Annotated in this window: 7 protein-coding genes and 1 pseudogene; all 8 read right to left on the minus strand. The window is 62.5% G+C overall.

Annotation, left to right across the window (positions count from 1 at the left end; all coding sequences use genetic code 11):
- Window positions 1-81: 81 nt before the first annotated feature.
- A complete protein-coding gene (locus E5W87_RS15065; protein WP_292398616.1) occupies window positions 82-435 on the minus strand; it encodes a cupin domain-containing protein in 354 nt (117 codons plus the stop codon).
- A 27-nt stretch (window positions 436-462) separates the two neighbouring features.
- A complete protein-coding gene (locus E5W87_RS15070; RefSeq protein ID WP_292398619.1) occupies window positions 463-1,848 on the minus strand; it encodes an FAD-binding oxidoreductase in 1,386 nt (461 codons plus the stop codon).
- A gap of 24 nt (window positions 1,849-1,872) precedes the next feature.
- Window positions 1,873-2,982 carry an ABC transporter ATP-binding protein gene (locus E5W87_RS15075; protein WP_292398622.1) on the minus strand — a complete coding sequence of 370 codons (1,110 nt, stop codon included), beginning with the start codon at window positions 2,980-2,982 and terminating at the stop codon, window positions 1,873-1,875.
- Between the two features lies 1 nt (window position 2,983).
- On the minus strand, window positions 2,984-3,769 hold the full coding sequence (locus E5W87_RS15080; RefSeq protein ID WP_292398624.1) for an ABC transporter permease: 786 nt from the start codon (window positions 3,767-3,769) through the stop codon (window positions 2,984-2,986).
- On the minus strand, window positions 3,769-4,659 hold the full coding sequence (locus tag E5W87_RS15085) for an ABC transporter permease (RefSeq protein ID WP_292398626.1): 891 nt from the start codon (window positions 4,657-4,659) through the stop codon (window positions 3,769-3,771). The genes E5W87_RS15080 and E5W87_RS15085 overlap by 1 nt, the downstream gene beginning before the upstream one ends.
- A 10-nt stretch (window positions 4,660-4,669) precedes the next feature.
- Window positions 4,670-5,740 (minus strand): extracellular solute-binding protein, encoded by a 1,071-nt coding sequence (locus E5W87_RS15090; RefSeq protein WP_292398629.1) that lies wholly within the window; start codon window positions 5,738-5,740, stop codon window positions 4,670-4,672.
- Between the two features lie 29 nt (window positions 5,741-5,769).
- Entirely contained in the window at window positions 5,770-6,438 is a 669-nt protein-coding gene (locus E5W87_RS15095) for an XRE family transcriptional regulator (RefSeq protein ID WP_292398632.1), read from the minus strand.
- Window positions 6,439-6,551: 113 nt separating this feature from the next.
- A pseudogene (locus E5W87_RS15100) lies at window positions 6,552-7,110 on the minus strand (D-alanine:D-lactate ligase-like protein); the annotation flags it as partial.

A 7,110-nucleotide genomic window follows, 5' to 3' on the forward strand; every position in this document is an offset into this window, starting at 1 on the left:
CGTGGCGATCCGCCAGAAAGTGGCCGACGGCGAGATCGTGCTGGTCGAAGGGGTTTAGTTCAGCGGCAACCGCCGTGGCGATCAGACCGAATGCAGGATGTAAAGCTTGCGCGTTTTCTCGTGGATCGTCCATTCGCCCTCCCAACCAAGCGGCAGGACAAGCAATTCGCCGGCTCCGACATCTTTGGCGGCGCCTTCGGGACCATGCAGCGTCACGCGGCCGGAGACGATGTGGCAAATCTCGGAATTCGTGTCTCGGCGCGCGGTAAACCGGCCCTGCGAACATTCCCAGACACCGACTTCGATCTTGCCGTCATCCGAAGTCCAGAGGGTGTTGGCCGCTTCCAGCTGATCGCCTTCCACCGAGGTGGGTTTCGGCTGGGGCTCGCCGAGGTCGATATGCGCCAGATGGGCGAAGGTCTTGAAGTCGATCATTTTCTTAAGTCCTGGAGGTGATGCGGTTCAATGGCCGGTGATGCGATCGGCAAGGGCGGCCAGACGCGATGTGCGCGGCAGGCCCTTTGCTTCCCGCTCGTCGGCAATCCGATAGAGCTGATACATGGAATGGACGCCGAGCCAGCGCAGCGGCTCCGGCTCCCATTTGCGCACGGTTCGATTGACCCAGGGAAGCCGCGTCAGATCGGTGTCGTTGCCCAGCAGCAGATCCCTCAAGGTGCGTCCCGAGAGGTTCGAGGTGGAAACGCCGAGACCGACATAGCCACCGGCCCAGCCTATTCCGGTCTGCCTGTCGAAGCCCACCGTCGTGCACCAGTCGCGCGGCACGCCCAGCGTTCCACACCACGCATGGTCGAGCCTTAGCCCCTTGGTCTGCGGCAGAAGCGTCGTCAGGATCTTGTGCAGCTTATCGATCGTCGCCTGCTGGGTGACGCCTCGAACGTCGGTCTTCGAGCCGAACCGATAGGGCACCCCGCGCCCACCCATGGCAATGCGTCCTTCCCGGGTGCGCTGGGCGTAGCAGTAGGTGTGTGCGGCGTCACCGAGAACCTCGTAGCCATCCCAGCCAATTTCACTCCATAACTTTTCAGACAAAGGCTCGGTCACAACGATGGCGCTGTTGAGCGCCAACCAAAGTCTCTCGTGGCCGGCAATTCCCGCGGTGAAACCCTCGGTCGCCCGCACGATCTTTTCGGCGCGCACCACGCCTCGGTTGGTCACGACCTTGCCCTTCTCGATCGACAGCACGGTCGTCTGTTCACAGATCTGGACACCAAGGCGCTCCACTGCCCTGGCGAGCCCCTGCACCAGCTTTGCGGGCTGAACCCGCGCAACTTTCTTGATAACGAAGGCGCCGCGCGCGTTGTGCACCGCTATGCGCCGGCGCATCTCCGCAGCATCGATGTACCCGACGCGCTCGTCGGTCAGCTCCCAGGATCTGGCATGGGCATACATCGCCTTGGCGCGCTGTTCCTGCGCCTCGTTGGTTGCGACCAGCAGTTCGTCGGTACGGCGAATATCGGCGTCGATGCCTTCGGTTTCCGCGACCGATATGACCTCGTTCACCGTGCCCATCATCGCCGCCTGCATAGCGATGACCCCTTGGCGCGACGATGCTTCCTCGTATTTTTCGCGCGACCATGAGAATCCGCCGGACAGCCAGCCGCCATTGCGTCCCGAAGCACCGAAGCCGGCGAACTCCTTCTCGACGATGACGATGTTGAGGTGCGGCGCTGCCTGCTTCAGGTAATAGGCGGTCCAAAGGCCGGTGTAGCCGGCCCCGACGATGCAAACGTCGGCCACGATATCGCCCTGCAGCGGCGGCCGATAGCCGGGCACGCCGCCGATGTCGGCATACCAGAATGAAACGTCGCCGTTCTTCTTCACATCCATTGTCGCGATTTTCCCAGATAGGATTCAGGTCAGCGTGAAATCGGCCTTTTCGTCGTCCGCCAACAGCTTCACGTCGCTGCCCGCGAATATGAGGTCGACCTCGTCGCCGATGGCGAAGGTCTCGGCATCCAGCGTCGAGCGCACGATCGCCTTGGAGGTGTCGGCCAGAACGACCTCGTATTTGGAGCCCGAGCCGAGATAGATGGCCTCGCCGATGCGCCCGGGCAGGGTGTTTCGATCCTGCCCGCCTTTTCCTCGCCTGGCGAGGCTCAGCTTCTCCGGCCGCAGCAGCATCACCGGTTTGGCGCCATCGGGAAGGCGTTTGGCGGTGGCCACTTTCCGTCCTTCTATATCGATGGCGGTCTCGTTCCCGGAGGTGGAGGCCGCGCCACGCAGTATTGTCGAGTCGCCAACGAACTTGCCGACGAACAAGGTTTCGGGCTCGTCATAGAGTTGGCGACCGCTGCCGATCTGCTCGATGCGTCCCTGGTTGAACACGGCGATGCGGTCGGAGAGGACAAGGGCCTCCTCCTGGTCGTGCGTGACGTAAACGAAGGTGGTGCCCAACTCCCGGTGGATCCGTTTGATCTCGAGCTGCAGCCATTCACGCAACTTCTTGTCGAGCGCGCCGAGCGGCTCGTCCATCAGGAGCAGCGGCGGGTCGAATACGATGGCGCGCGCCAGCGCGACGCGCTGCTGCTGCCCGCCGGAGAGCTCGCTGGGGAAGCGGTGGCCGAAATCCGCCATCTTCACCATGTCCAATGCTTTGCGCACCCGGGCCGCGCGATCGGGATTGGCGATGCCGCGCAAGGTCAGTGGATATGCGACGTTCCTGCTGACCGTCATATGCGGAAAAAGCGCGTAGTGCTGGAAGACCACGCCGATGTTGCGCTTGTGCGCCGGTATGCCGATGACGCTTTTGCCGCCGACATCAAGCGAACCCGAGCTGACCTCGGTGAAGCCGGCGATGACGTTGAGCGTGGTCGTCTTTCCCGAACCGCTAGGCCCGAGCAGCGTCATGAACTCCCCCGGCTCGATGCGCAGCGAGACCTTGTCGAGAGCGACGAAGCTGCCATACTGTTTGCTGACGGATTTGAGATCGATGGCTGCGCCGCGGGTCGAAGATGAGGTCATGTCAACGTTTTCCCTGTCTCGAACCGATCAGCAGCCCCGCCCCGATAACCAGCGACGTCACGATGAAGAGCAGCGTGCCCACCGCCGCAACGGTCGGGTCGGCGTCCCGGGTGATGCTCGAGAAGATCTGGACCGGCAGTGTCTTGAGGTAAGGGCTGGTGATGAACAGCGCGACGATGATCTCGTCGAACGAGGTTACGAAGGCAAACAGCAAGCCTGACAAGATGCCTGGCGCGATCAGCGGCAACGTCACCGTCCTGAACGCCGTCAGCCGGGTCGCGCCGAGGCTGGCCGCAGCCGTCTCCAGCCGTTTGTCGAAGACTTCCAAGCTGGCGGAGACGGCGATGATGACGAAAGGAACGGCGAGCATCGTGTGGGCCAGCACGAAGCCGGTCATGGTGCCGACCAACTGCGTATCGAGATAGACCGCGTAGATTCCGACGGCGAGCACCACCCCCGGCACGACCATTGGCGTGATCAGCAGTGCGCGCAGCACGCCGCTGACGCGGCTTTTCATGCGATCGAGGCCGAATGCCGCAAGCGTGCCGATGATGGTGGCGAACACTGCAGTGACGATGGCAACCTTGAGCGAACTGACCAGGCTCGCCGACCATTCGGGGTTGGTGAAAAAGTTCTGGTACCACTGCCAGGAAAAGCCGGACGGCGGAAAGGCCAGCGACTTCTTGTCGTTGAACGACATCGGCACGACGACGATTGTCGGTGCGACCAGCCAGACCGCGACCAGCAGGCAGTACAAACCGAGCAGGATTCGACCGGGCTGTTTCATCAGCGTGTCGATCCCGTCTTATACGGTTGGCGCGACAGCGGCGCTGCAAGCGCGAGCAGGACGAAGGTCGCGATCAACAAGACCACACCCATCGCACCGCCGCGACCCCAGTTGAGCAGGCTGAGCACCTGGTTCTGGATCAGGGTCGAGAGCATGGTCGAACGCGGACCGCCGAGCAGCGCGGGGGTGATGTAGAACCCGAGCGCAAGAATGAACACGATGATGGCGCCGGCGTAGACGCCCGGAAGCGAGAGCGGCAGATAGACCTGGGCAAAGGCTCGCGCCGGGCTCGCGCCGAGGCTTCGTGCCGCCTGCATGAGCCGCAAGTCGATCGTCTTCATCACCGAATAGAGCGGCAGGATCATGAACGGCAAAAGCACCTGCGCCATGCCGATCACCACGCCTGTCTGCGTGCGGATCAGCTTGACCGGACCGAGGCCGACTGCCCGGATGACGGAGTTGATCACGCCGGAGTCCTGCAAAAGGATGACCCATGCCAGGGTGCGCACCACCCCGCTCACCCAGAACGGCACCAGCACGCACAGGATGAGGATGAGCCGCATCTTGGGTCCGACTGCGGTCATCACGTAGGCATAGGGATAGCCGGCAATGAGACACACCAGCGTCACCCAGGCGGAGATCGCGAAGGTCCGCTGGAGGACGGTCAGGTTGACCGGTGTGCCGAAGAACCAGGCATAGTTCTGCCATCCCCATTGCGGCTCGGAAAAGCTGCGCAAGGTCACGATGGCGAGCGGTAAACCCAAGGCGACAACGAGCAGCAGCAGCGCCGGCGCGACGAGCCAGAAAGCCTGTCCACGAAACCAGCGCCGCCGGTCGCCTGCCGCGACAGCCGGACCAGTGTTCCGGCTGTCGGTTGTTATCGTTGCCACTGCGGCGGACCTAGTTGCCCGCCATCAACGCGTTCCACTTTTCGTTCGCTACCTCGAAGTTCTCCACCCAGAACTTGATGTTCTGCTGATAGCCAAGCTTCAGCTTGTCCGGCGTGTTGGTCATGAACGCGGCGGTGACCTCGTCCACTTCGGGCTTCGCGTCCTTGTGGATCGGCGTATACGAGGTGGTTTTTGCAAGCGTCTCCTGCGCGCTCTTGCCGACGTAGGCGTTGATCAGCGCATGTGCCGCATCGGGGTCCTTGACGCCCATCGGAATGGTCATCTGGTCCATCACGACCAGCCAGTCCTGCCATGCCGGCGTGTATGCCGCGCCGTTCTTCACCGCGGTCATGGCACGTCCGGTCCACATCGCGATCATGTCGGCTTCGCCGGATTCGGCGAGCTGCTGGGAATCGGCGCCGGTTTTCCAGAAGATCGTGTCCGGACCGAGCGACTTCACCTTCTCGATCGCCTTGTCGATATCGGCAACCGTCATTTTCTCCACCGACCCGCCGGCTGCGAGCAGCGCCTGCTCGATCATGCCGCCGGACAGATCGCCGCTGCCCTCCAGAGCGCGCGAGCCCGGGAATTTCTCGATGTCGAAGAAATCCTTCCAGCTCTTGGGCGGGTTATCCTTGTACTTTTCGGTGTTGTACATCAGCACCACGCCATAGTTCATGGCCGGCACGCTGCAATCGCTGATCTGGCCCTGTGGAATGTTGGACGTATCGATCTTCGAGAAGTCCAGCTTCTGGAACAACTTGCCGCAATAGACGTAGGGCGGGAAATCGCCGGTGTCGACGACGTCCCAGGTCACATTGCCGGACTCGACCTGCGCCTGCAGTTTCGAGATTTCGGTTGGCCCGTCGCTGAGCAGCGTGACACCGGACTTGTCGACGAACTCTTTTAGCGCGGCGATCTGACCATCCTGATAAATGCCTCCATACGAGACGAAGGTAAGCGTCTTGTCCTTCAGCGAGCCCTCGGCCACCTCGCCCGCCACGGGCTTGCTCTGTGCAAGCGCTGCGGTGGTGATCATCAGCAGCCCGAGCGCGGTCACCTGTCCGATCCTGGTCTTCATGTTTTATCTCCCATTTACGTGCACCCGCATTACTTCTGTCTGCCCGGCTGCGAGCCTTGTCCGGGGGTGTATTGATTGAGTTCCGCCGCGCCGCTGGTCGGGGGCGCGATGATCCAGAGCACCTGCGCCGGCGTCTTGCCGATGTTCACCGTGCGATGCGGCGTCGAGGTTGCGTACTCGATGCTGTCGCCCTCGTTCATGACGAAGCGCTCGTCCGCCAGCGTCAGCTCGACTGTCCCCTTCAGGACGACGAACATCTCGTGCTTGCCGCCATGCGTGTAAGCGTCGTTGCCGGTCGAGCCGCCAACGTCGAAATCCCCCGAATAAACCTCGAATTCATGGATCGGCCGCCGCGACAGCAACGTCTTTCGGCAACCGTGGCTGATCGGCAGCAAGGGGCGGTCGGCTCTGGTGAGCACCTTGTGGAACCCACCTTCGCTCTGCTCGAACAAGTCGTTGATGCCGAGGTCCAAGGCAGCCGCGATCCGCATCAGGGTGCTGGCGCTGGCTCCGCTCAGATTGCGCTCGAGCTGGCTGATGAAGCTCGCCGTCGTGCCGATCATGTCGGCCAGCTGGCGAAGCGAAATGCGTCGGGCCGTGCGAATGGCCTTGATCCGTTCACCGACATGCTTTGCCTTGTCCGCGTCCGCCGCTTCCAGCGCCGCCACGTCCGGGGATGTCGCAGGGTCGACCTTCACCGAGTGCCTCCTTCACTTAACACCCTATTAAGTGAGGTGGCGGAACGCAAGCCATTTATCGAGATACGATATGATCCTGGGTCGCCGGGGGCAGCTTTGCGCAGGATTTTTGCTCAGGACGCGGCCACTCGGCCAAAACGGCTCGCCGCGGTCTCGGCCATCGCGTCGGCGAGGCCCATCTCCCATTGCGTGCGGCAATAGGCGCGGAAATCGAAGCAGGGCAGGCCGGGGCAGACCTCGAACTCGATGAGATGGACGCTGTCGTCGGCTTCGACCCGGAAATCGATGGAAAATACATCCCGCAACCCAAGCCCGGTCATCAGGCTTTGTGCGATCCGTCGGATCCTTGCATCGGCTCGCGGCTGGCTAGCGGCGACCGGCAGCAGCTCGGGCTCGGCATATGTCCCCGCCTCCCTGGCAGCCGCGCCGGTGTCGCCATAGAGCGCCAGGCTGTCTGCCATGGTCTGGAAATCACTAGCCGAATCGACAAAGGCGACGCCGAGCGCCTCGACGCCGGTGTCCGGCTTCAGGCCCAGAAAACTGGCTCGCGCGTTGCGCCCGGCGACATAGGGCTGCACGACGACATCGTCGCGGTAGGCGGCGAACACACGCCGGCTAAGCTCCAGCGCGTGGCCGAGATCACTGCTGCGTGAATCCGGCCAGATGCCGACC

It is taken from the genome of Mesorhizobium sp. (genome assembly GCF_004962925.1).
Taxonomy (GTDB): domain Bacteria; phylum Pseudomonadota; class Alphaproteobacteria; order Rhizobiales; family Rhizobiaceae; genus Mesorhizobium.

Excerpts from the sequence above, each read along its gene's own strand:
- E5W87_RS15065 (WP_292398616.1), bottom strand. The coding sequence starts at position 435 with ATGATCGACTTCAAGACCTTCGCCCATCTGGCGCATATCGACCTCGGC.
- E5W87_RS15075 (WP_292398622.1), bottom strand. The coding sequence starts at position 2,982 with ATGACCTCATCTTCGACCCGCGGCGCAGCCATCGATCTCAAATCCGTC.
- E5W87_RS15080 (WP_292398624.1), bottom strand. The coding sequence starts at position 3,769 with ATGAAACAGCCCGGTCGAATCCTGCTCGGTTTGTACTGCCTGCTGGTC.
- E5W87_RS15070 (WP_292398619.1), bottom strand. The coding sequence starts at position 1,848 with ATGGATGTGAAGAAGAACGGCGACGTTTCATTCTGGTATGCCGACATC.
- E5W87_RS15090 (WP_292398629.1), bottom strand. The coding sequence starts at position 5,740 with ATGAAGACCAGGATCGGACAGGTGACCGCGCTCGGGCTGCTGATGATC.